We start from the raw sequence: 20357 nt of genomic DNA, 5'->3' as shown, positions 1-20357 counted from the left end.
GCCTTTATGGGTTGATGTTTGTTCGGCTGTGGCGCGGCCTCGGCGCGCGTGAGGACCAACATCGACAACCCGGGCGTTGTTTTTCGGAGCGGACTTGCGCGCCATGCCCATCCCGGGGCTGTGGCGCGCAGGGGCTTTCGCTCGCGGAGTTCAGCCGCCGGCACGATCAGGTGGCGCCTTTCGGAAAGCGGGGCAGGGCCGGGTCGAACACGGCCCATTCCGGCGCCGAGCTGGTCCAGATGACGGCCTCGGGGCGAATGGCCTCGGAGTGATCCAGCGCGCCGACCCGGACGACGATGAATTCGGTGTTTTCCAGCGACTGGCTGAACAGCTGCGTGCCGCAGGCCGCGCAGAACGACCGGCGCATGTGACGGCCGCTATCGGCCGGCGAATCGTAATGGGCCGGCGCCCCGTCGATCGCCAGGCCCGCCTGGGCCACGATGACGTTCATCGTGGCATTGCCACTGGCCCAATACTGGCAGTCGCGGCACCAGCAGAGTCGCGTCGCGACCGGTTGTCCCCGGTAGCGGAAGCGGATCGCGCCGCAGCGGCATCCCCCTGTCGTCGTCATTCCCGTCGCCCCATCCGATCCACCTGCGTGCCGGCAGATTATGCGAGAGGACGGAGCCGGTGTCAGGGCCCGGAGCCCGGTATGCGCCCTCGGCAGGCCGCGCACCCTAGGGTTCATGCGGATAGGCGCGACGCAACGTCAGCCTACCGTGGCGGAGACCGGATAAAAGCCGGCCGCCGCAAATCCCTGGGGGAGGACTTCATGATCAGTCGCCGCATCTTCGCGTCCTGCACTATCTGCGCCGTCTCGGGCTTCGTGGCCACCGAGGTCTCGGCGCAAGGCGCGCCCGCGGCATCGACCGGCATCACCCGCAAGGTGCTCTCGCAGACCGACGGGCCGGCACCGGGCTATGTCACCATCATCGCGGAAGTGGAGATCGCCGCCGGCGTGGTCGCCGGCCGTCACACCCATCCCGGCATCGAGACCGGCTACATCCTGGAAGGGTCTTTCGATCTGCCGATACAGGGCCGCCCGACATTGTCGCTGAAGCCGGGGGATGCCTTCCAGGTGCCGCCCGAAACGGCCCATGCCGGCGGTCCCGCCAGCGCTTCGAAGATCCGGCTGATCAGCACGTTCGTCGTGGAGAAGGGAAAGCCGCTGGCGACGCCGGCATAGGGGTTTGGGGCGTGCCGGCCTGCCGGGCGCTGATCTGCCTCTGCCCGTCGGTTTCGATTGCCCTTGCCATCGAGGCCGGCGCGTCGCCTAACTGGCGGCTTGCGAAGGGAAGGTCTGATCCATGCGCGCCTCCGATCCCGCCGTCACGTTTCTCCTCATTCTTGTCGTCGGCATCGTCGCGGGCGTGCTGTTCGACCGCATGGCCGGCCCCTCCTGGCTCGCCCGCCAGCTCGCGGGGTCCCGGCGGGGCCTGATCACCAGTGCCCTGGTCGGCATCGCCGGCGCCTTCGTCGGTTCTCACATCGCCCTGCTGCTGACGCTCGGGGGCGGGGCGGTGACGTCGGTCATCGCGGCGGCCCTGGGGGCGGCGGCGGTGCTCTTCGCCTGGCGCGCCGCCAAGTAGCGGTGGCCGGTCACTCCTCGCGATGGCGCCGGCCGCGAATCCGAGCGGCGGCCGTAGAGATGCGCCGCCAGGCACCTTATGATCATGTTTGCGGCTTCGAGCGGAAGATGACGGTGACCGCGTGCGGCGCCCGCTTGTTCAAGGGGCAGATGTGTTGACGAAGGCCTGTTCGTTTCTGTTTCGATCGATGACATCTGCGGTATTGGTCGCAGGCCTGTTGTTGGGATCCGTCCCCGGCGGTCAATCCAGCGCCCGGGCTTCCACCCTGGAACTGGTCGCCGCCGTCAACGCCACCATGCATCATTCCGATGAACGGCTTGGCCCGGAGGCTCGGCTGGCCATCGCACGAGCGCTTCTCGACTACTGGCAGTCATTCGCCAGCAGGCTGCCCCGGCTGTCTCCCGCCGAGAACGCGTGGGTCAACAGTGAGAAGGGCAGCGGAAATGGCGAGCGCGTGACGGCCATCCTGGGTCGTCGAGAGGGCGCCCTGTGGGTGCTGGCGCAAACCGCCGATGCCTGTGTCGGCATCTATCGTTCCCTGGTTCAGCCCGGTACCGGGCAGTCGGACACGCATCTCTGGGTCCAGAGCCTCAATTGCTACATCGTCGGACCGGATTTGGCCAAGTATCTGGAGATCGCCGGACTTTCGAATGGCCGCTATGACGGCCCCGTCAATGTCGCATGGTTCGCACCGTGGGCGGGATACACCATCAATAACGTTCTTGAATCATTGCTTCTCAGCCGTTGATGGCAATGCTCCAGGCTCGCATGCGAGGTGGCGTCGTCCGGTCAGCGGCGCTGACAATGCTCGGTGCGGGGCCTCAGCCGGGGCGACATGGTTCGATCGGACATGTTTCGACTGCCCGGCCACACAATCGCGTTGATCGACGCTCGGCGATAATCAAAGGCATCAGTTCTGGGGGAAATTGGTCGGAGTGCAGAGATTTGAACTCTGGACCCCTTGCACCCCATGCAAGTGCGCTACCGGGCTGCGCTACACTCCGACCGTGCTGGGGATTTAGGCGCTTTCGCGCCGCGCCGCAAGCGGGCCGAAGCGAATATCCAAAGGGCTGTGGCGATTGGCCAGCGCGATGCCCCAGATCAGGCCCGACAGAACCCAGAAATGGCGCCAGTGGTCGGTGTCGATGATTTTTCCCTCGAAGGCGAGGCCGCAATAGGTGGCGAAGATGGCGATGGCCGCGGGCTGCCAGGGCGCGCGCTTCAGGCAGGCGAACAGGCCGGCGAACAAGGTGAGGCCGACGAGCACGTGATAGGCGATGCCGGAAATCCAGCCGCCGGCGATGAACGCGTTCAGATAGACGTTGTGGACGTCCTCGGTGAAATATTTGGCGAATTGCAGCGGGCCGAGCCCGAAGGGCCGGTCGAGCGCCAGCTGCCAGCCATAGACGTGGCGGCCGAAGCGGCCCATCGGGCCGTTGTCGTAGCTCTGGTTGAAATTCGCCCGCTCGCGCATGAGGTCGGCGACCTTGTCGATCGACAGGAGCACGGCGACCAGGGCGAGCAGCAGCACGACGCCGACGGCGACGATCAGCACCATGCGCCGGCGTTCGGCCGCGGATCGGGCGGTGACGAACATCAGGCCGATCATGACCGCCGCCGACAGGCCGAAATGGATCCAGGCGCCACGGGAAAAGGACAAGAGCAGGGCGATCATCAACACGCCGAGGATGGCGCCGGCGCGCAGCATGGCTTTCGGCGAGCCATGAAAGAAGGCCTGGATGGCGAGCAGCATGGGGACAATAAGAAACGGCCCGAAAACATTGGGATCGTTGAAGGTTCCCTTGGCGCGGCCATACAGGGTGAAAAGGTCGAAGGCGCTCGGGAACAGCCGGAAATAGCCTGCGATGCCGGCCGCCGCGGCGATCAGGGCGGCCACCGTCCAGCCGCGCAACAGCGCGTCCAGCCGCGCTTCGGTCCGTTCGGCCAGGATGGCGGCGAAAAAGATGGTGGTGACGGCCAGATACCAGGAGACGGCGACCCAGGGCACGATCTTGGCCTCCGACAGCACCTGGACGGCGCAGACCGTCAGGCCGAGGCAATAGACCAGCAGCACGAAGATGAGCGGCAGCAGGGCGGCCTGCAGCACGATGGCGCCGGTCGCGGCGAAGGCGCCAATGGTGATCAGCGCGCCGATCTCATAGGGCGAGGGCTCGGCGAAGACGAAGGCGCCGCCGATCATCATCAGCCAGAGCAGCTTGAGGCGCAGGCGTTCCGTCGGCAGGGCGGCGAGCGAAGGGCTCGTCCCATGCAAAGGGAGCCGCGGTTTCGATCCCGCGGCTCCGGCTTCAGTCCCGATCAGCGAACCGCTGGCGCTCAAAAGGCGTTCTCGCGGTGGCTTGCCAGCGACAGCGGGGTCTTGGCGAGAATGTAGAGGTCGAACAGCACCGACCAGTTCTCGATGTAATAGAGATCGTGTTCGACGCGCCGCTGGATCTTTTCCTGGGTGTCGGTCTCGCCGCGCCAGCCATTGACCTGGGCCCAGCCGGTAATGCCCGGCTTCACCTTGTGGCGGGCGAAATAGCCGTCGACCACGTCGTCATAAAGCTGGTCCGCCGCCTTGGCATGGACGGCATGCGGCCGCGGGCCGACCAGCGACAGGTCGCCCTTGAACACGACGTTGAACAATTGCGGCAGCTCGTCGATCGAGGTCTTGCGGATGAAGCGGCCGACGCGGGTGACGCGCGGATCGCCCTTGGTCACCAGTTTCGAGGCGGTGGCATCGCTCTTGTCCGTATACATCGAGCGGAACTTGAACACCTCGATCAGCTCGTTGTTGAAGCCGTAGCGCTTCTGCCGGAAGAACACCGGGCCCTTGGAATCGAGTTTCACGGCGATCGCGGTGAGCATGAAGATCGGCGACAGGGCGATCAGCGCGCAGGTGCCGACGATCTTGTCGAAGATCCATTTCAACACGACGTCCCAGTCCTGGATCGGCTTGTCGAAGACGTCGAGCACCGGGACATTGCCGATATAGGAATAGGCGCGCGGGCGGAACCTGAGCTTGGCGGTATGGGCGGCGAGGCGAATGTCGACCGGCAGCACCCAGAGCTTGCGCAGCATGTGCAGGACGCGCGCTTCCGCGGTCATCGGAATGGTCACGATGACCAGGTCGACGCGGGTGCGGCGGGCGAATTCGACGAGGTCGTCGACGGTGCCGAGCTTTGGCACATTGGCGGCATGGGCGGGCGAGCGGGCATCGGTGCGGTCGTCGAAGGTGCCGCAGACGGTGACGTCGCTGTCGGCCTGGGCCTGGATCGACTGGATCAGCTCTTCCGCCGCCTCTCCGCCGCCGACGATGACGGCGCGGCGCTGCAGCCGGCCGGCGCGCGACCAGGTCCGGACGACCTGGGCAAGCCCGATGCGGAAGACGGTGAGCACGCCGAGGCCGACCAGGTACCAGGAGCCGAGCCAGACCCGGGACAGCTCGACGCCGGCCTTGGTGAAGAAGGCAATCGCCGTGGCGATGAGGAAGACCAGGGTCCAGGCCACCAGGAGGCGGCCGAACTGGGCGACATGGGTACGGAAGACGTGAACGTCGTAGAGACCGGCCGCCTGGAAGGCGAGCAAGGTCAGCATGGTGAGCCCGAACAGGCCGACGCTGGAGGCCCATTGGATGCCCTGGGTCGGATAGACCCAGCCGAGATAGATGGTGGCGCCGAGGAACATCACGATGGTGAATTCGATCAGCCGGACGATGCCGCCGAGCACGACCGGCGAATAGGCCGTGCCGACCGCCTCGTCGGCGATCTTCGAGGCGAGTTCAGAAAGCTGGCGCCTGGCCCCGCTGGCCGCCTGCGGCGGCGTGGTGCCCGCCGACGTGGCTTCAGCCGTTCGGGCCTCGACCGCCTTGATGATGTCTCGTCCCGTGAAGCCCAACATGATCGGGTCTCTTGCCTGTTTCCTGGGGCCGCCATCGTCGGCGGACCTGACGTCTGGGGCTCACCCTAGGGGACAATCCTTGCTTTTCGCTTGAGCATGCGGCTGCCGCCGGGCAGGGGCGTTTCTACCGCATTGCACCATAAACCTATTGTTAATCGTGACTTAATAGATCTCCAACAATCCCGACCACTATCGAGAAAAAGCCCCAATTCGGCCCGGGCTCAAGTTGATTCGATCACGGACTGAAACAATAGAAACGTTTTCTGTAACAATTGATCGGCGCCTTCAAAAACTTTGATCGATCCCGTCTGAACAACTTCACAATCACCCGATACTAACAGGATGAACGGCGCGGCTCGATCCGCGGACGTCCTTCCTTTCGCAAACGCACATCATGGAGATCCCAATGACCCTGTTCACCCTTCACTCTGACGCAGTGCACAATTCCCGTTCCGGTCTGCTCGCCCGGTTGCAGCAGCGCGCCATCGGGCTGTTCGAGGCCGTGGCCGAGGCCTATGCCGCGCGCCGCACCGCCGCCGAATTGCGCATGCTGAGCGACCACGCGCTGCAGGACATCGGCATCAGCCGCTCCGAGATCGACCGGGTCTCGCGCTTCGGCCGTTGATACCGGGCCTTCGGGCCCTCACGCCGTCCCATCGCTCCGCGTCAGCTGCCCGCTGGCGCGGAGCGATGCGTTTGAGGAGGCAGGCGGCGACCGTGCGCGCCAACCCTCGCCCGCGTCTTCGTGGGAGAGGGGGCGTCGGCGCGGGCGAGGGTTCACGCGCGGCGTCGACGCGGCGATTAAGACCTTGAGCTTGTGAGCTTGCGCGCCTCGGTGAGGCCCTCGCGCGCGTCGAGCGCTTCGGCGTAAGCCGCGAGGACACCGTCGGTCATGGCGGAGATCGAGAAATTCCTGCCGATCCGGGCGCTCAGGCGGGCTGCGCCGGCGGTCGCTCCGGCCGGATCACCAAGACGGGCGTCGATCGCGGCCGCCAGCACCGCCGGGTCGCCGGCCGGGATCAGCAGGCCGGCATCCGGGCCGAAGATCTCGCCGATGCCGCCGACCGCGGTGGCGATCTGCGCCAGGCCGCAGGCGCCGGCCTCGAGCACCACATAGGGCAGGGATTCGGCGCGCGAGGGCACGATCAGGAGCCGGCCCCGGGCGAAAGCCTCGCGGGCGGGCAGGGCCCCCGGAAAGGCGATGCTACCGGTGAGGCCCTGGCGTTCGGCCTGAGCCCTGAACGAGGCAGCCTCCGGCCCGGCGCCGACGATCGTGGCGGTCAGCGGCCGGCCCCGGTCGCGCAACAGCGCGATGGCGTCGACCAGCACGTCGACGCCTTTCAGGTGGCGCAGCTCGCCAATGAACAGCAGATCGGTCGCGGTGTCCTGGTGCGGCACCGGCTCGAACTCGGCCGGTCCGACGCCGTTATGGACGACCCTGACCACGCCGCGCGGCTCGCACACCTTGGCGCGGAACGCGTCCCGGCCAAAGGCGCTCTCGAAAAGGAACAGGTCGGTGCGCGCGGCGAGCAGGCCTTCGAGCGTCAGGTAGACCAGGCCGACCGGCGTCTTGCGCGAGTAATGCAGGCTGCCGCCATGGGGCGTATAGACCTTCAGCCGGCCGCCGCCGGCAAGGCGAGCATAGGCGCCGCCCTTGGAGCCGTGGCCATGCACCACGTCGACGTCGTTTTCGGCGATGCGGCGGGCGACATGCTGCCCGGCAGGCCAGTCCGAGAAACCGAGATCGCGGCTCATGGCGACACGGGTGACGCCGAGGGCGAGGTCGGCGTCGAGCGCGGTCAGGATCGCGCCGGCCCGTTCGCCGCCGGTCGAGGCATCGGCGACAATGCCGACCCGGTGGCCGCGGGCGGACTGCTCGCGGGCGAGGTCGACGACATGGCGAAACAGCCCGCCAACCGGCGAACGCATGATGTGCAGGATGGCGAGCGACATCAGAACCAGCGTTCCCGGACGACCACGGTGTCGCCCGGCATCAGGGGATGGGTCAGCGGCACGTCGGCCCGGTAGGGCTGGCCGTTGACCTTGCGGGTGACCTCGATCTTCCAGCGGTTGGCGCGCGGCGAGAAGCCGCCGGCAATGGCGACCGCGTTCTGCACGGTCATGCCGCTGACATAGGGAAACTGGCCGCCGGCCAGGACTTCGCCCATGATGAAGAAGGGGCGGTAGGTGTCGACCTCGACCGAGACGCTGGGATCGCGGATGAAGCCGCCACGCAGCTTGCCGGCAATGTCGCCGGCGAGGCCCTGGGTCGAGCGGCCGGCGGCGCGCAACGCGCCGATCAGCGGCATGGAAATATTGCCCGAGGCATCGACCGCATAAGAATTGGTCAGCCCTTCCTGCCCGAACACGACGACGCGCAGGCGGTCGCCGGTGTCGAGCAGATAGGGGCCGTCGGGCGCGATCGCCTCATGCGGCACGACGGTGCCGGTATCGCCGTTCAGCGGGCCGACGACGCCACGGGTCGTATCGACCAGCGTGCCAGGGCCGGAATTGGGCGTGCCGCCGGCGCAGCCGCCAAGGGCCAGCGCGATGGCGCAGGTCGTAAGCGCGGGGAACCGACGCATCACGTTCAGTCCTTGATAGCCACGGTCTTCATGAGCGCGATCATGCGTGGGCGTGGTTAAGAAAAGCCCAACGCGCCGCTCGCGACGCGGCTAAATTAACGCGATGGCAACCCTAATGATTTCTGATGCAGGCTTGCAGTACAGTAGATCAAGGTGCCGATCATGCGCGGGTTTGGTGGCCAACAGGGCACGGACGAGACGGGGGCCCCGCAGCGCGGCGAGCTCGATCTCGGCGCGCTCGGCCAGGCGATTTGGGCCAAGCGGCTGTGGATCGCCATCCCCTCGGCGCTGGCGCTCGCCGGCAGTCTCGTCGTCGTCAACATGACCACGCCGACCTACCGCTCGGAGGCGCGGATTCTCGTCGAGAGCGGCGAGAACCCCTATACCCGCTCGGAAATCGACCGGAACAGCGCGAGCGACCGTACCGCGGTCGACCAGGAGGCGGTGCTCAGCCAGGTTCAGGTGCTGATGTCCAGGGATATCGAGCGCAGCGTCGCGACCCAGCTCGAACTCGGCCGCCGGGCGGAGTTCGATCCGGTGCTGCGCGGCTTCAATCCGGTCAAGCAGGCGCTGATCCTGGTCGGCCTTGCCGAGGATCCGCTGCGCATGACCTCGGAAGAGCGCGTCATGCGCAGCTATTTCGAGAAGCTCACGGCCTATCAGGTCGACAAGTCGCGGATCATCGCGGTCCAGTTCGAATCCCACGATCCGCATCTGGCGACCGAAGCCGCCAACGCGGTCGCCGACCGCTTCCTGGAGGCCCAGCAGGCCAATAAGCGCTCGCAGACCCGCTCGGCCTCGCAGTGGCTGTCGGGTGAGATCGACGGTCTCCGGCGCAAGGTCGAGGAGGCCGAAGGCCGGGTCGAGAGCTTCCGCGCCCGGGCCAACCTGTTCGTCGGCTCCAACAATACCAGCCTCACCGCGCAGCAGCTGGCGGAGGTGAACAGCCAGATCGCCACCGCGCGCGCCCAGCAGACCGACGCCCAGACCCGCTCGCGGCTGCTGCGCGACTTCCTGCGGGCCGGGCGCCCGATCGAATCCGGCGACGTGGTCAATTCCGAAATCATTCGCCGGCTCAATGAGCAGCGTGCCTCGGTCCAGGTCCAGCTGGCCGAGCAGTCCTCGACGCTGGGGCCGCGCCATCCGCGCATCGCCGAGCTGCGCGCGCAGCTGACCAGCCTGGACCAGCAGGTGCGCACCGAGGCCGAGAAGCTGGTGCGCGTCTTGGAGAACGACGCGCGGCTCGCCGGGGCGCGGGTCGAATCGCTCGGCCAGACGCTCGACCAGGTCAAGCGCCAGGCCTCGGAGGCCAGCGAGCAGGAAGTGCAGCTGCGCGTGCTCGAGCGCGAGGCGAAATCACACCGCGACCAGCTGGAAGGGCTGCTCGCCCGCTATCGCGACGCCACCGCGCGCGACAGCCTGAGCGCCATGCCGGCCGACGCGCGCATCGTCTCGCGCGCCACCATTTCCAATGTGCCGGCCTTTCCGAAGAAGCTGCCGACCATCCTGATCACCACGCTCGGCACCATGCTGCTGGCGATCGGGTGCGTCGCCACCGGCGCGCTGATGAGCGGCGGAGCGCAGCGCCCGGGCCGGGCCGAAGAAGGCGATACGCCGCCGGACGAGCGGATGCCGGTGCTCGAAGGCGAGGACCGGGCACCCGACCTGGTGCCGGACCACGGCCCCGACGCCACGGCGTCGCCGGAGGCCACGCCGCACGAACTCGCGCCGCGCCGCGTCGCTTCCGCCGAGGGACCGGCGCCGGACGACGGCAAGGCCTTCGATGAGGACCTGGCCGAAGATCTCGCCGGCGTCGCCCCGCTCGCCCCCTCGGCCGAGCCTGACGGCGAGGCTCCCGCCGAAAGCATCAGCAGCCTGGCCGCGCGGCTCGACGCGGCCGGCCAGCCGGTTCGCCGCACCTTGATTCTGGCGACCGGGCCCGGGCTTGCCGCCACCGGCGTGACGCTGGCGCTGGCCAGGCAGTTCGCCGCCGGCGGCCGGCGCGTGGTGATGGTCGATCTCGACGGCGACAATGCCGCGCTGTCCTCGCTCGCCGGCAATGGCGCGCCGGGGCTCGCCGATCTCCTGGCCGAGCGGACCTCCTTCGCCGAGATCATTCACCGTGACCCGGCGTCCCGGGCTCATCTGGTGCCGCTCGGCCGCCGTCTTCCGGGTGGCCGGGAGGTCACCGATGACGAGCGCCTGTCGTTCGCGGTCGGCGCCCTGACCCGCACCTATGACGTCGTGCTGATCCTGGCCGGCCAGCTGGCGGTCGACAGCGCGGGCTTTTCGCGGGTCGCGGCCTTTGCCGGCGACGCCGTGATCATCGGTGACAGCAATGCTTCCGACCCCGCAGTGGTGGCCGCCTATGCCGCACTCGATCGCGAGGGACTGAAGCCGGTGACGGTCATGCTGACGGTGCCGGAGGCTGCCGTCGCGGCCTGATGGAGCGGAGGCAGCTTGGTGAAGCTTTGCAGTTCGCCTGGCCGGACTGCGAAGATTCGATCTGAAGCCATCAGGCTCCGGTCATCAAGCCTGGACCTGTCCGCGCGCGCGGCGCAGCGCCTGGACCAGCGGCCACAGCCGATCCGACTGCTTGATCGCACGCTTCACCCGTGTCGCCGCGCCATAGGCCGCGGCCGCCGCCTGGCCGCGCCAGGTGATGGGGATGAACTGGTCGAACAGCATGTCCTCGCCGTCGCACAGGCTCGACTTGTAGCGCGCCTTGCCGGCGCCGAGATCGAAGACGGTGAGACCGCTGACGCAGCAATGGCGGATCAGGTGGATGAGCAGGATCTCGCCGGGGCTCTCGCGGGTCATCGGGCCCGAGGTCATGGCGTTGAACATGCCGGAGAAACGGCCATTGGCGATCGTGCCGCCGAAGGTCGCCACCGGTTCGCCCGAGACCGTCAGGGCGTAGAGCTCGATGACCGGCCGATCCTGGACGAGGCCGCGTGTCGCGGCGGCGAGAATGAAGCCGCGCGCGTCGGGCTCGGCGAAGACGTTGGGAATGCCCAGCTCGCGGCAGCGCGCGGCCTTCTGCTCCAGGAAGGCGTTGGCGAAGGTCTCGACCTCGGTCGCGGTCCGCGCCTTGACGAAGGCGACCTCACCATAGGCGGCCAGCGCCTTTTCCTTCTTGCGCAGCTTCTTGCGGGCCGGCCCGGACATGGCGGCCGCGAGCGTCGCGTCCGGATCCGGCCCGAGCGCCAGGTGGTAACCGAAGGAGGGGGCCGGCTGATGGGCGAGCAGGCGCAGCGGATTGTCGAGGCCGGCCCAGGTGACGGGCTGGCCGGTCAGGCGGAACAGGTCGATCCGGCGCGGCGCCTGGCGGGCAATCGCGCCGAGGGCATCGCGCAGCAGGGCCGGCGTGCAGGCTTCGGCAAAGGCGGGGCGCCACAGGCCGAGGCCGAAATTGCAATGCTTGCCGCCGATGAAGCTCGCCACCGACAGCCCGCTCTCCGCCGCTATGGCCAGCGGCAGCAGGGCCTGCGGCCGGCCGGACGCATCGGTCAGGAAGGCGAGGCACGGGGTGGTGCTTTCGCCGAGCGTGGCATGAAAACAGTCGGCCCAGTCGAAGCGCTGATAGGCGCTGAACACGGCATCCGCCTCGAGGCTGCGCCATACGGCTTCCGCCTCGGCGAAGCTCGCAACGACCCGCAGGCCGAAGCTTCCGGCCGAAGCCACGCCGCGCCCACCGTCGCCATAGGTCGCCGTGTCGATGGTCAGGGTCATCGCTTCGTCCGCCGCGCGCTCCGATCAGCTATCAAACAAGTCTCAACAATCTGTTGTTAGGGCGTCATGGGCTTAGACAGGCCGAGCCGGGACGGGTGCCATCCTGCCCCATCTTGGCAGCCCGCGCCTCGGAATGGATGCCAGTGGCACGTCGGTGCCGTCCTTGATCTCCCGACCCTCCATCGTCTTGCCCGGACTTGGCCCGGGCATCCACGCATGCCTTGGACCGAAGCAATTCGTGGATGGCCGGGACAAGCCCGGCCAAGACGAAGCGCGAGGCGGGCGAGGTTCGGACTGGGCTGGATCAATTGATCCGCGATCCACGATCGGCCTCTCGCCATTCGCTCGTCGCCTTCACATGGGGCTTCGGCATGGACGGGCTCAGGCTTGCCGCCTGCCGCCACTGTCGGGCGTCTCGCGCAGGTAATGGCTGGGCGGCACCCCCAGCATGCGCTTGAACATGGTGGTGAAGGCGGCGACGCTCTCGTAACCGAGATCCAGCGCGACGCTGGTGACCGGTTCGCCATCGGCGAGGCGCGGGAGTGCCGCGAACAGGCAGGCCTGCTGGCGCCAGGCCTGCAGGCTCATGCCGGTCTCGTGGCGGAAGGCGCGGGTGAAGGCGCGCCGGCTCATCGCCAGCTGGTCGGCCCAGTCGTCGATGCGGGCATGGGGCGCGGGCTTTTCGAGGAAGCGCCGGCACAGCGTCGCGATCCTGGGTTCGGTCGGAAAGGCGAGACCCAGCGGCTGTTCCGGCAGGCGGGGAATTTCAAGCGTTATCAGCGCCATGACCAGGCCGGCCCGGCTCATCGGTTCATGCGCGAGCGGCAGCGTCACCGCCTCGACGATGAGGCTGCGCATCAGGTCGGTGACGGCGACCACGCGAATGCCCTCGGGCAGCCCCTCGATCGCGTCCGGAGTGACATAGACCGAGCGCATGCTGACCCGGCCGAGCATCTCGACGGCATGCTCGATCCGCGCCGGGATCCACAGCGCGTGGCCCGTCGGCACCACCCAGCGGCCGATACCGGTCGTGACCGTCACCACGCCGCGGAGGGCATAGAGCAATTGCGCCCGCGAATGGCGATGCGCCTTGACCAGGTAGCCCTGGGGATAGTCGCTGGCCAGCGCGATGGTCTGCTGCTCGGTGCTTTCGATCCAGGCGCGCCGCACGCCGTCGATATCGACGTCGGGCCTCGGGACGAGATCCTTGTCGGGACGTTCCATGGATTGGCCCAGTCGCGAAAGAACTAGACCAGATCACGCAAGCAGGTCAGGGCGCAAGCTCTATTCTCGGCTTCAACCTCAGGGCCATGCGCGCCGCCCGCGCCGCAGGACCCGCATGCCTTCGACAATGGAGTATCCCGTGACCCCTGCCGCCACGACGGCCGATCCGGCGGCCGCCGACAACACCGCTTTCAAGGTCATTGCGGCGCTCGGCTTCTGCCATTTGCTCAACGACATGATGCAATCGCTGCTGACCGCGCTCTATCCGATGCTGAAGAGCGATTTCGGACTCGATTTCGGCCAGATCGGCCTGCTGACGCTGACCTTCAACATCACCGCCTCGCTGCTGCAGCCGGTGGTCGGGCTCTATACCGACAAGCGGCCCATGCCCTATTCGCTGTCGCTGGGCATGGGGTTCACGCTGGTCGGCCTGATCCTGCTCGCCCTGGCCCATCACTACTGGCTGCTGCTGGTCGCCGCCGCCCTGGTCGGCATGGGGTCGGCGGTGTTCCATCCCGAGGCTTCGCGGATCGCGCGCCTGGCGTCCGGCGGCCGGCACGGCCTTGCCCAGTCGCTGTTCCAGGTCGGCGGCAATGTCGGTTCGGCGATCGGCCCGCTGCTCGCCGCCTTCATCGTGCTGCCCAAGGGGCAGTCGAGCGTCGCCTGGTTTTCACTCGCGGCCCTGCTTGCCATGGTGGTGTTGTGGCAGGTCGGCGGCTGGTATTCCCGGCATCGCGCGGCCAGCGCCAAGCGGCCGGCGGCGGTGGCCCACATCGCGCTGTCGACCAACAAGATCGTGCTGGCGCTGGTCGTGCTGGGCGTGCTGGTCTTCTCGAAATATGTCTACATGGCGAGCCTGACGAGCTACTACACCTTCTACCTGATCCATAAATTCGACCTGTCGGTGCGCGACTCGCAGCTGTTGCTGTTCCTGTTCCTCGGCGCGGTGGCGGTGGGCACCATTGTCGGCGGCCCGATCGGCGACCGCTTCGGCCGCAAGCTGGTGATCTGGGGCTCGATCCTGGGCGCGCTGCCGTTCACGCTCGCCTTGCCTTACGCCAATCTGGCCTGGACCGCGGTGCTGACGGTGCTGATCGGCCTGATCATGGCCTCGGCCTTCTCGGCGATCATCGTGTTCGCCCAGGAGCTGGTGCCGGGCAAGGTCGGGCTGATCGCCGGCCTGTTCTTCGGCTTCGCCTTCGGCATCGGTGGCATCGGCGCGGCGGTGCTGGGCGCGCTGGCCGACGTCAAGGGCATCGACTATGTCTACTGGGTCTGTTCATTCCTGCCGCTGGTCGGGCTCCTGACCGTGTTCCTGCCCGACATGGCCGAGGCGAAGGCCAGGGCGGCGCAGGTGCGGCCGGCCTGAGCGGGGGTCTTGCCGATCGGGGAAACAGGCCTTGGTCACCGATATCGTTACCGAGCGCCTGGTGCTCAGGCACCTGTCGGCCGCCATGCTGGAGGCGACCGGGCAAGGTGACCGGCCGCGGCTGGAGCGACTTCTGGGCGCCGCGGTTCCCGACGCCTGGTTTCAGGAAAGCGACCTCGCGGCCTGGCGCCGCGAGGATCTGCGCGGCGATCCCGGTTATGCGCCCTGGTCGCTCCGGGCGATCTGCGCGGCCGGCGGCGTCATGGTCGGGCATGCGGGTTTCCATGAGCAGCCGGCGGCCGGCGTCGTCGAGATCGGTTACCTGGTCTTCCCCGACCAGCGCGGACAGGGTATCGCCACCGAGGCGATCCGCGGGCTGATGGACTGGGCGCGGACCGCGGCGGTGATCCGACGCTTCGTCCTGTCGGTCGCCCCTGGCAATGCCGCCTCGATCGCGATCGCCAGGCGGCTCGGCTTCCGCCACGACGGTGGCCACGAGGATCCCGTCGACGGTTGGGAAGACGTCTATGTGCTGGATCTCCCGGCCGGCCCGTGACCGGTGTCCGGCGCCGCCGCGCCGGGGCAGGCCGGCCGCAACCTTCGCGAGAAATGTTTCCGGCCAGATACATTTCCACCAAATCTCAATCTATGGGACCGATGGTGGCTGGAGTAACAATCACGTCATCGACGTGGCCGGCCAGAGGACCAGCAAAGCGACATGAGCGGGATCCGGATGTCCGCCTTCAAGGCGGGTCTCGAGACGCTGTATTTCACCGGCGCGCACCGGGCGCTGCGCCCGGTGTTCGGCGGCGTCGGCGCCATCCTGATGCTGCACCATGTCCGGCCGCAGGAGCGCCGCGACTTCGCGCCCAATGCGCTGCTTGAGGTGACGCCCGAATTCCTGGAAGGTGTCGTCGAGCGGGTGAGGGCGCGCGGTTTCGACATCGTCTCGATCGACGAGGTCCGGCGGCGGCTGATCGAAGGCGACGACAGCAGCCCCTTCGTCGCCTTCACCTTCGACGACGGCTATCGCGACAACCTGGAATTCGCCTATCCGATCCTGAAGCGCCACGGCGCGCCGTTCACCATCTACCTGCCGACCGCCTTCACCGAGCAACGCGGCGAATTGTGGTGGCTGGTGCTGGAGCAGACGATCCGCACCCAGCGTGCCGTGGTGGCGCTGATCGCCGGAAAAGTCGTGCATTTCGACTGTTCGACCGCATCTCTCAAGCGTGACGCCTATCAGGAGATCTATTGGTGGCTGCGCTCGCTGCCGGAAACGGAGCTGCGCGCCTATGTCCGCGACCTCGCCGCCCGCCACGGGCTCGACTTCCGCGACACCTGCCGCAAGCTGTGCATGACCTGGGACGAGATCCAGGCGCTTGCCGCCGACCCGCTGGTCACCTTCGGCGCCCATACCGTCAATCACTACATGCTGGCGAAATTTCCGCTGGAGACGGCGCGCAGCGAAATGGAGCAGTCGAAAACGATCATCGAGGCGCGGCTCGGCCGGCCGGTGAAGCATTTCGCCTATCCCGTCGGCGACCCGACCTCGGCCGGTCCGCGCGAATTCGAGCTGGCGCGCGAGCTCGGCTTCGAAACGGCGGTGACCACCCGGCCGGGGCTGATCTTCGCCGAACACCGCGACCATCTGACCGCGCTGCCGCGGGTTTCGCTCAACGGCTATTTCCAGTCGCTGCGCTATTTCGACGTGCTGCTGTCGGGCGCGCCCTTCGCCTTCTTCAACCGGTTCCGCAAGGTCAACGCGGCCTGAATCGGCGGCCCGCTTCGACGGCTTTGGAAAATCCGCCTGAAGCCCGTCGCGAGAAGGCCTGAATCAGATAGTTTGTGCAGGACGCGCCCGCGCCCGCGGTTCGCCCAAACCGAACGCACGATGTCTGATCAAACCGGAACAAGACCTTTCTCGCCCTTCGAATGGATGCTGTCGCTGCGCTATCTGCGCGCCCGGCGAAAGGAAGGCTTCATCTCGGTGATCGCCGGCTTTTCGTTCATCGGCATCATGCTGGGGGTGGCGACCCTGATCATCGTCATGGCGGTCATGAACGGCTTCCGCAAGGAACTGCTGGGCAAGATCCTCGGCGTGCAGGGCCACATGGTGATGCAGCCGATCGACCAGCCGCTGACCGATTATGCCGAGGTCGCCGAAAAGCTGATGCGCGTGCCGGGCATCCGGCTCGCGGCGCCGATCGTCGAGGGCCAGGCGCTGGCGACCTCGCCGTTCAACGGCGGCGGCGTCATCGTGCGCGGCATGCGGGCGGCCGACCTCCGACGCCTGCCGCTGATCTCGTCCAGCATCAAGCAGGGCGGGCTGGAGGATTTCGACACGACCGAAGGCGTGATGGTCGGCCAGAGATTGGCCAACCAGCTTTCGCTGAGGCTCGGCGACATGCTGACCCTGGTCTCCTCCAAGGGCGCCTCGACGCCGATGGGCACGACGCCCAGGATCAAGGCCTATCCGATCGTGGCGATCTTCGAGGTCGGCATGACCGAATATGATTCCGCCTTCGTGTTCATGCCCTTCGCCGAGGCGCAGGCCTATTTCAACCGGGATGGCGATGCCACCAGCATCGAGGTCTATACCGACAATCCCGACCAGGTCGACCGCTACCGACGAGAAGCCTCGGCGGCGGTGGAACGGCCCACTTTCTTCGTCGACTGGCGGCAGCGCAACGCGACCTTCTTTTCCGCCCTGCAGGTCGAGCGCAACGTCATGTTCATGATCCTGACGCTGATCGTGCTGGTGGCGGCGCTCAATATCGTCTCCGGCCTGATCATGCTGGTGAAGGACAAGGGCAGCGACATCGCCATCCTGCGCACCATGGGGGCGACGCGCGGCGCGATCATGCGGGTGTTCCTGATCACCGGCGCCTCCATCGGCGTGGTCGGCACGCTCGCCGGTTTCGCGCTCGGCGTGCTGGTCTGCCTCAATATCGAAAGCATCCAGGAATTCGTCTCCTGGATCACCGGTACGACATTGTGGGACCCGACCGTGCGCTTCCTGACCAATATCCCGGCCGACATGTCGACCGGTGAGACGTTCTCGGTGCTGGTCATGGCGCTGGTCCTGTCGTTCCTGGCCACGCTCTATCCATCGTGGCGGGCCGCCAAGCTCGATCCGGTCGAGGCGCTGCGTTATGAGTGAAACGACCGAACAGGAACCGCCGGTGCTCTGGCTGAAGGCCGTCGAGCGCCGCTACAAGCAGGGCGAAGCCTCGCTCGAAATCCTGAAGGGCGCGGATTTCGCGGTCTGGCCGGGCGAGAGCGTGGCGCTGATCGCGCCGTCCGGCACCGGCAAGTCGACGCTGCTGCATGTCGCGGGCCTCCTGGAAGCCCCCGACGCAGGCGAGGTCTATATCGGCGGGGTCGCCACCTCGGGCATGGCGGATGGCGACCGCACCCGCATCCGGCGGACCGATATCGGTTTCGTCTACCAGTTTCACCACCTGCTCTCGGAGTTCTCGGCGCTGGAAAACGTCATGCTTCCGCAGATGATCCGCGGGCTGACGAAGACGGAAGCCAAGACCCGGGCCGGCGACCTGCTCGGCTATCTCGGCCTGGCCGAGCGCCTCAACCACCGGCCGGCGGAACTCTCCGGCGGCGAGCAGCAGCGCGTCGCCATCGCCCGCGCGGTCGCCAATGCGCCGCGCCTGCTGATGGCCGACGAGCCGACCGGCAATCTCGACCCGAAGACCGCCGACCACGTGTTCCAGGCGCTGACCCAACTGGTCCGCGCCTCGCGGCTCGCCGCCGTGGTGGCCACCCACAACATGGAACTGGCGGCGCGGATGGACCGGCGGGTGACCATTCGCGACGGCCTGGTGGTGGAGCTTTAGGCAGCGCGCATCTGGCGCCAAAGGCGTGAATGGCGTTGCCGTCTGGCTGGTTTTGGTAGCGGAATTCGTGGATGGCCGGGACAAGCCCGGCCAAGACGAAGCGAAAAGCGAAGCGCGATCAATCGGTCGTCTGTGATGCCTCGACCGGTGCCACTGTTAGACCCGCGTCCGATCGCACCGCCCATTCGTCATGGCCGGCCTCGTGCCGGCCATCCACGAATTCCTTCTCGGCGAGGACGTAGGTGGGCCGTGACGAGCCCGGCCATGCGCGGTGGAAAGCCTCGCCTCAATCGCCTGAATGCGCGCCCTTGCGGACATCCGAGGGCGTCGCGCCGAAGCGGCGGCGGAAGCAGCGGTTGAAATAGGAGAGATCGCCGAAACCGACGTCATAGGCGATCATGCCGATCGGCCGGCCGGCGACGCGCGGATCGGTCAACAGCTGGCGGGCGCGCACCAGGCGCTGGGCCAGCAGGAAATGCGAGAACGAGCTGTCATCCGTCGCGAACAGCTTGCGCAAATAGCGTTCGGAAATGCCGTGATCGGCGGCAATGGTCTCGGCGGTCAGGCCGGGCTCGCCCAGGCGCCTGGTGACGTCGCGCTTGATGGCATCGAGCCGGGCGGCACTGAGCCCTCCCGCACGCGCCGTCTCGGCGGCGTCCCTGTTGGCGCCAAGCGTGAGCGCCAGGAGATCGTGGACGTGGCTCACCACCGGCTGACGCAGGCCGGCGGCCGGCGGCCCGTTCATGGCGAGCAGCATGCCGAGATAGCCGGTGAGCAGGCGCTGCGCCTCGAGATCGCGCGGCAAGGTGCGCATGAGCACGCCGGAGAGGTCGCCGACCATCGGGGCCAGCACACGCTTGGGCACGCGCAGGCTCATGAAGCGCAGGTCGGACCGGTAGGTGAAGCTGCCGGCCTCGGCGCTGGTCGTCATGATCGCGTCGCCACCGCTGATCTCGACCTCCCGGCCGCGGTGGCGCATGACCCCGCCGCCCGACAGGGCGGCCAGCCAGATCAGGTCGTCGCTGTCGGCCAGTTTCGTCGGATGCGCGCAGCATTGCCGTGCGGCGGTGCCGGTCGCGAGGCTCAGATCCGGCATGGTGCGCAATTGCATCTCGACGTCGAACGGACCGTCGTCCAGGGGCTCGATCTCGACCCGCAGGATGGCGCGGCCATAAACCTCGCGCAGGACGTCGACACGCTCGGCGGCCGGGATGTCGCGGCTCGAAAATCCGAAGGATGCACATTCGTCCATGCAGGGCCGTCCTGTCCGTATCGATGTTCCGCTGCGCCCAAGTCCGGCTGGCCAGCCCCATTTAGGGTGCTCCCCGATCAGCGCCAAGCGGACCGTATCGAAGCCCGGGCGCATTTCAGCCCGATGAGCCTTTGGCACACGGGCCGTGTCGTCATTGCAACAATGGCGCGCCGATCTCCGCGATGTGCCGCCGGCAGGCGCGCTCGGGAAGGCCGGTGGCGCATCGGCGGAAGTGAGGCCGTGGTGACTGGGGAACAATGGATGGGGATGGATGTGCTCTGGCGGCACCCGCTGGCGGCGCTGGCCAAGGCGTCGATGATCGGGCTCGTCTCGGTCGGCGGACTGCCGGACAAGGCCGAGGCGGTTCAGCTTGCGCCGGTCGTGCCGGTCGCCGAGCGGGGCGTTCCGGCCGATCTCGTCGGCACCTGGGCCTTCAGCGTGGCGAGCGGCAATTACTGCAACCCGCTCGGGCATTGCGCGCCCGGCAGCGGCGGCAGCATGTCCTTCACCGTCAAGGCCGACGGACAGGCCGAACATGCGCTGTTCGAGACGTCGCATGTGGAGGGCTGCGGCCAGATCCAGACGCTGACGCTCAAGCTCGGCACGATCAAGGTCAGGGAGGCGACGCTGGTCTTCCTGACGCGGAACGGCACCTACAAGTCGTCGAACGGCTGCCGGCCGGATCTCTCCGGGACCTGGAGCCTGGAGGCCCGCGACCTGGCGCCGCGCGCGCTCAACTGGCAGTTCGTCGCCGATCCCGGCATGCCCGGCCGGCAGGCGCTGCGGCTGGTCGATCCCGAGGGCCAGATGAGCGGCACCTATCGCCGCGCCGAACGGTGATGCCCGGCCTGC

At 67.4% G+C, this 20357-nt stretch carries 19 protein-coding genes and 1 tRNA gene; 11 read left to right on the top strand and 9 right to left on the bottom strand.

Going from position 1 to position 20357, the window contains the following annotated elements; genetic code table 11:
- Window positions 1-166: 166 nt before the first annotated feature.
- The gene (locus tag AC07WJ_RS31270; RefSeq protein WP_494938630.1) at window positions 167-571 is read right to left on the bottom strand and encodes a GFA family protein; all 405 of its coding nucleotides are present in this window, start codon (window positions 569-571) and stop codon (window positions 167-169) included.
- A 201-nt stretch (window positions 572-772) separates the two neighbouring features.
- Here AC07WJ_RS31270 and AC07WJ_RS31265 point away from each other — a divergent pair, with 201 nt between their 5' ends.
- The 3 genes from AC07WJ_RS31265 to AC07WJ_RS31255 all read left to right on the top strand — a co-directional run bounded on the left by AC07WJ_RS31265 (window position 773) and on the right by AC07WJ_RS31255 (window position 2337).
- The gene (locus AC07WJ_RS31265) at window positions 773-1186 is read left to right on the top strand and encodes a cupin domain-containing protein (protein WP_494938629.1); all 414 of its coding nucleotides are present in this window, start codon (window positions 773-775) and stop codon (window positions 1184-1186) included.
- Window positions 1187-1307: 121 nt separating this feature from the next.
- On the top strand, window positions 1308-1589 hold the full coding sequence (locus tag AC07WJ_RS31260; protein ID WP_494938628.1) for a transglycosylase: 282 nt from the start codon (window positions 1308-1310) through the stop codon (window positions 1587-1589).
- Between the two features lie 154 nt (window positions 1590-1743).
- Window positions 1744-2337, top strand: coding sequence for a hypothetical protein (locus tag AC07WJ_RS31255; protein ID WP_494938627.1), 594 nt, complete (start codon window positions 1744-1746; stop codon window positions 2335-2337).
- Between the two features lie 179 nt (window positions 2338-2516).
- Here AC07WJ_RS31255 and AC07WJ_RS31250 read toward each other — a convergent pair.
- The 3 genes from AC07WJ_RS31250 to AC07WJ_RS31240 all read right to left on the bottom strand — a co-directional run bounded on the left by AC07WJ_RS31250 (window position 2517) and on the right by AC07WJ_RS31240 (window position 5489).
- Window positions 2517-2593 (bottom strand) — tRNA-Pro (locus AC07WJ_RS31250).
- A 14-nt stretch (window positions 2594-2607) separates the two neighbouring features.
- Window positions 2608-3861 (bottom strand): O-antigen ligase family protein, encoded by a 1254-nt coding sequence (locus AC07WJ_RS31245; protein ID WP_494938626.1) that lies wholly within the window; start codon window positions 3859-3861, stop codon window positions 2608-2610.
- A gap of 62 nt (window positions 3862-3923) precedes the next feature.
- Entirely contained in the window at window positions 3924-5489 is a 1566-nt protein-coding gene (locus AC07WJ_RS31240; protein ID WP_494938625.1) for an undecaprenyl-phosphate glucose phosphotransferase, read from the bottom strand.
- 406 nt (window positions 5490-5895) lie between these two features.
- Between AC07WJ_RS31240 and AC07WJ_RS31235 the strand changes: the two genes are divergently transcribed.
- Window positions 5896-6114, top strand: coding sequence for a DUF1127 domain-containing protein (locus tag AC07WJ_RS31235; protein WP_494938624.1), 219 nt, complete (start codon window positions 5896-5898; stop codon window positions 6112-6114).
- A 176-nt stretch (window positions 6115-6290) separates the two neighbouring features.
- Here AC07WJ_RS31235 and AC07WJ_RS31230 read toward each other — a convergent pair whose 3' ends face one another.
- On the bottom strand, window positions 6291-7442 hold the full coding sequence (locus AC07WJ_RS31230; protein ID WP_494938623.1) for a glycosyltransferase: 1152 nt from the start codon (window positions 7440-7442) through the stop codon (window positions 6291-6293).
- On the bottom strand, window positions 7442-8074 hold the full coding sequence (locus tag AC07WJ_RS31225) for a polysaccharide biosynthesis/export family protein (protein WP_494938622.1): 633 nt from the start codon (window positions 8072-8074) through the stop codon (window positions 7442-7444). The genes AC07WJ_RS31230 and AC07WJ_RS31225 overlap by 1 nt, the downstream gene beginning before the upstream one ends.
- A 162-nt stretch (window positions 8075-8236) precedes the next feature.
- On the opposite strand from AC07WJ_RS31225, the gene AC07WJ_RS31220 reads away from it, so the two are divergent.
- Window positions 8237-10519 carry a GumC family protein gene (locus AC07WJ_RS31220; protein WP_494938621.1) on the top strand — a complete coding sequence of 761 codons (2283 nt, stop codon included), beginning with the start codon at window positions 8237-8239 and terminating at the stop codon, window positions 10517-10519.
- An 84-nt stretch (window positions 10520-10603) separates the two neighbouring features.
- On the opposite strand, the gene AC07WJ_RS31215 is transcribed toward AC07WJ_RS31220, so the two are convergent.
- Together AC07WJ_RS31215 and AC07WJ_RS31210 are read right to left on the bottom strand one after the other, a co-directional pair.
- Window positions 10604-11806, bottom strand: coding sequence for a GNAT family N-acetyltransferase (locus tag AC07WJ_RS31215; protein ID WP_494938620.1), 1203 nt, complete (start codon window positions 11804-11806; stop codon window positions 10604-10606).
- Between the two features lie 381 nt (window positions 11807-12187).
- Complete coding sequence (locus AC07WJ_RS31210) at window positions 12188-13030, bottom strand: AraC family transcriptional regulator (protein WP_494938619.1); 843 nt, start codon at window positions 13028-13030, stop codon at window positions 12188-12190.
- Window positions 13031-13169: 139 nt separating this feature from the next.
- On the opposite strand from AC07WJ_RS31210, the gene AC07WJ_RS31205 reads away from it, so the two are divergent.
- The 5 genes from AC07WJ_RS31205 (at window position 13170) to AC07WJ_RS31185 (ending at window position 18253) form a co-directional block, all read left to right on the top strand.
- Window positions 13170-14399: an MFS transporter gene (locus AC07WJ_RS31205; RefSeq protein WP_494938618.1), complete on the top strand. Its 1230-nt coding sequence runs from the start codon at window positions 13170-13172 to the stop codon at window positions 14397-14399.
- A 31-nt stretch (window positions 14400-14430) separates the two neighbouring features.
- Window positions 14431-14955, top strand: coding sequence for a GNAT family N-acetyltransferase (locus tag AC07WJ_RS31200; RefSeq protein ID WP_494938617.1), 525 nt, complete (start codon window positions 14431-14433; stop codon window positions 14953-14955).
- A gap of 162 nt (window positions 14956-15117) precedes the next feature.
- Complete coding sequence (locus AC07WJ_RS31195; RefSeq protein WP_494938616.1) at window positions 15118-16173, top strand: polysaccharide deacetylase family protein; 1056 nt, start codon at window positions 15118-15120, stop codon at window positions 16171-16173.
- 120 nt (window positions 16174-16293) lie between these two features.
- On the top strand, window positions 16294-17562 hold the full coding sequence (locus AC07WJ_RS31190) for a lipoprotein-releasing ABC transporter permease subunit (protein WP_494938615.1): 1269 nt from the start codon (window positions 16294-16296) through the stop codon (window positions 17560-17562).
- Window positions 17555-18253: an ABC transporter ATP-binding protein gene (locus AC07WJ_RS31185; RefSeq protein ID WP_494938614.1), complete on the top strand. Its 699-nt coding sequence runs from the start codon at window positions 17555-17557 to the stop codon at window positions 18251-18253. The genes AC07WJ_RS31190 and AC07WJ_RS31185 overlap by 8 nt, the downstream gene beginning before the upstream one ends.
- A gap of 286 nt (window positions 18254-18539) precedes the next feature.
- On the opposite strand, the gene AC07WJ_RS31180 is transcribed toward AC07WJ_RS31185, so the two are convergent.
- The gene (locus tag AC07WJ_RS31180; protein WP_494938613.1) at window positions 18540-19505 is read right to left on the bottom strand and encodes a helix-turn-helix domain-containing protein; all 966 of its coding nucleotides are present in this window, start codon (window positions 19503-19505) and stop codon (window positions 18540-18542) included.
- Window positions 19506-19766: 261 nt separating this feature from the next.
- On the opposite strand from AC07WJ_RS31180, the gene AC07WJ_RS31175 reads away from it, so the two are divergent.
- Window positions 19767-20345 (top strand): hypothetical protein, encoded by a 579-nt coding sequence (locus AC07WJ_RS31175; RefSeq protein WP_494938612.1) that lies wholly within the window; start codon window positions 19767-19769, stop codon window positions 20343-20345.
- The last annotated feature ends 12 nt before the right edge of the window (window positions 20346-20357 follow it).

This window comes from Phreatobacter sp. GW821-FHT04C01, assembly GCF_059420385.1.
Note: the sequence above shows the minus strand (reverse complement) of the source record. Positions and strands in the feature narration are given on the sequence as shown.